Origin of the sequence: Aeromonas sp. PrichA-15, assembly GCF_017939245.1 — a bacterium.
Classification (GTDB): Bacteria; Pseudomonadota; Gammaproteobacteria; order Enterobacterales; family Aeromonadaceae; genus Aeromonas; species Aeromonas caviae.
In genome coordinates this window covers 1-2921 of sequence record NZ_JAGKRH010000052.1, presented here as the reverse complement: position 1 = coordinate 2921, position 2921 = coordinate 1, and the positions used below count along the sequence as shown (strand labels likewise).

The window sequence follows — 2921 nt, the reverse complement described above, 5'->3', positions numbered from 1 at the left end:
GTCACGCTCTTACTTTGCGGGCTCTTGCGGCGGAGCACCGTTGGAGGTGATCAAGCAATACATTCAAAACCAGCGGGGCTGACGCCCCGGCGAAATTCCCCTCCCACCTACGTCGGAGGGAGTCCCCTTTCGCATTTAAGATGGAGGCATTGTGCGCCCTTTACCCGTCCTGACGCTGACCCTGGCCATGCTGCTCTGGTCCAGCTCCTTCATCGCCCTCAAACATGTGCTGGAAATCTGGTCCTTCGGTCAGGTGCTCTTCATGCGGATGGGGGTGGCGTCCTGTTGCTGGCTGCTCTGCTACCGCCAGCTTGGCCGCGTCACTTACCAGAAGGGGGATTGGCGCTGGTTGGCCCTGATGGGGGCGCTTGAGCCCTGCCTCTACTTTCTTCTTGAAGTCAACGCCCTGCGTTACACCAGTGCCGGCCAGGCCGGTATGGTCTGTGCCCTGCTTCCCCTGATGGTGGCTCTGGTGGCCTTCGTGCTGCTTGGAGAGCGGGTGAGTCGCCGCCAGCTGCTGGGCTTTGCCATCGCCATCGTTGGCATCGCCCTGCTGGGGTTGGGGGAGGGCGCAGACGAGTTCGCCCCCAACGCCCTGCTCGGCAACAGCCTGGAGATGGGCGCCATGCTCTGCGCCGCCACCTATTCCGTGGTATTCAAGAAGCTCTCCAGCCGCTACGGCGTGATGACACTGACAGCGTTGCAGGCCTTCGTCGGCATGCTCTTCTTCGCGCCCTTTGCCTTCAGTGCGCCCTGGCCCGCGAGCTGGGCCTGGCAGGACATGGGGGTCATCCTCTTCCTCGGCGCCTTCGTGACACTTGGTGCCTACCTGCTCTACAACTGGTCGGTGACCCAGGTGAAGGTGACCCTGGCGGCTGCCTATGTGAACCTCATACCGGTCTTTACCCTGCTGCTCGCCTATCTGCTGCTGGGAGAGACGCTCACTGCCCTGCAATGGGTGGCCTGTGCCGCCGTGCTGGCCGGCATCGGGGTGGGCCAACTGCCGTCCGGCAGGAAGCGTGCGCAGGCAGTCGCCACCGGGGGATGAGTCGCCGTCATTGGGCTACAGTCTGGGCAGGGAAACACGCTGTCTAAGAAGGAGCCGACCGATGAGCGACATGCACTTGCTGGCCGCGGCCAAAAGCCTGTTGAGCCATCCCCCCTTTACCCTGGCCGATGCCAGAGCCCTGGAGGCGCTGGAAGAGGAAGCTGTGGAGGAGGAGGGGCTCTGCATCGCCGCGCTATGGGACATCGCCCTCGCGCTGGCGGACGAGGAAGCCAGACACTATCTCCTGGGGGATGGCTGAGCGGGTTTCGGGTGGGCGGACAGCAATGACAACGGGGGGCCTGGGCCCCCCGTTGTCATTGGCAGCTGTCGCTCAGATGGAGAGGCTCTTGACGGTGTCCGACACCGAGTTGGCGTCCTCGATGATCTCCTTGATGACGTCGGCGATGATGGTGGCCTGCTCCTGACCTGCCACCGCCTTGTCGGAGACGACGGAGACGGTCTGGGTGATCTGGGAGGTGATCTCCGAGTTGTGCTTGATGACGGTGACGATCTCGCTGGTGGAGCTGGAAGTGCGCGCCGCCAGTTGCCTCACCTCGTCGGCCACGACCGCGAATCCCCGTCCCTGTTCCCCGGCGCGGGCCGCCTCGATGGCCGCGTTGAGGGCCAGCAGATTGGTCTGATCCGCGATGCCGCTGATGGTGGAGATGATGGATTCGATGCTCCTGGATTGCTGGTTGAGCTGCTCTATCTGTTTGCTGACCGCATTGACCGAGGTGTTGATGTGAGAGGAGGTGTCGAGCACCCTGTCGATGACCTCCCGCCCCCTGGCGGCGCTCGCGACGGTTTCGCTGGCGATGGCACACGCCTTCTGGGCCGCTTCCCGGGTGGAGATGGATTTCTCCACCCGCTCGGTGATGTCGCTCGCCAGCTTGATGATTTTGACCACCTTGCCCTCGTGGTTGAAGATGGGGTTGTAGGTGGCCTCCAGCCATATCTTCTCCCCCCGGTGACCCAGACGCATGAAAAGCCCGGACTTGATGTCACCCGAGCCGAGATCCTGCCAGAAATGGGGGTTGTTCTGGTAGAACTCGGTGTCACAGAAGAGACGATGATGCTTGCCGACCACCTCTTCCAGCCGGTAACCAAAGCAGTTGAGGAAATTCTGGTTGGCGGTGATGACGGTGCCATCGGGTTGGAAATCGATGACCGCCAGGGACTTGTCCAGGGCTGCCAGCAGGGCCTGGGTGCGCTCCAGGGTGGATTGCTGCTGGGTCACGTCGGAGGCGACCTTGGCGATCCGCACCACCTTGCCGTCGATCACGATGGGGAAATAGGTCGCCTCCAGCCACACGGCCTTGCCGGATTTCGACTGGCGAATGAAGCGGCCGCTGCGGGAGACGCCGTGGCGCAGATCCTGCCACAAGGTCTCGTAATCCCGGGTATTGACGTCGTCGGGGAAGCAGAGGGTGCTGTGATGCTTGCCGATCACCTCGTCGCGTTCAAATCCCACGATCTTGAGAAACAGCGCGTTGGCGAAGGTGACCACTCCCGCCGGGGTGAACTGGACGAAGGGGACCTGCAACTGGATAGCCTGTTCAAATGCCCCCAGTTCCACCCCCCTTGCCGCTTGCTCACTGGCTTCCTTGCTTGCTTTTTGATTCCAGAACATGACAGCGCTCCTCCATGAGACCCTTGAATGGGATAACGACCAAATATGAGTAAATTAACAATAGCATTGCGTCCTGATGAGTCGTCATCGTACTCAAACCGTCATTCCGCACCTGATTTTGCTATTTTCAGTGCTTGACGGCGATCGGCCGTTCTGATCTATTACTCTCTTTTGCAGGTAGATCATCATGGCCGCACCCGCTATCTCGATCCGTAACCTCGATCACCTTGGTTTGGTCGCCGC

General features: G+C 61.2%; 4 protein-coding genes. 3 read left to right on the top strand and 1 reads right to left on the bottom strand.

Features of this window, described 5'->3' with window-relative positions; translation table 11 throughout:
* The 3 genes from J9889_RS08980 to J9889_RS08970 all read left to right on the top strand — a co-directional run.
* Positions 1-82 (top strand): transposase (locus tag J9889_RS08980; protein ID WP_202904331.1); only part of this gene is annotated, 82 nt, incomplete at its 5' end.
* 69 nt (positions 83-151) lie between these two features.
* Positions 152-1048, top strand: coding sequence for a DMT family transporter (locus J9889_RS08975; RefSeq protein ID WP_041212829.1), 897 nt, complete (start codon positions 152-154; stop codon positions 1046-1048).
* Between the two features lie 61 nt (positions 1049-1109).
* Complete coding sequence (locus tag J9889_RS08970) at positions 1110-1307, top strand: hypothetical protein (protein ID WP_104455715.1); 198 nt, start codon at positions 1110-1112, stop codon at positions 1305-1307.
* A gap of 72 nt (positions 1308-1379) precedes the next feature.
* Here the strand turns inward: J9889_RS08970 and J9889_RS24695 are convergent, their stop codons facing one another.
* The gene (locus tag J9889_RS24695; RefSeq protein WP_210556425.1) at positions 1380-2678 is read right to left on the bottom strand and encodes a methyl-accepting chemotaxis protein; all 1299 of its coding nucleotides are present in this window, start codon (positions 2676-2678) and stop codon (positions 1380-1382) included.
* Positions 2679-2921: the final 243 nt, after the last annotated feature.

Excerpts from the sequence above, each read along its gene's own strand:
- J9889_RS08970 (WP_104455715.1), top strand. The coding sequence starts at position 1,110 with ATGAGCGACATGCACTTGCTGGCCGCGGCCAAAAGCCTGTTGAGCCAT.
- J9889_RS24695 (WP_210556425.1), bottom strand. The coding sequence starts at position 2,678 with ATGTTCTGGAATCAAAAAGCAAGCAAGGAAGCCAGTGAGCAAGCGGCA.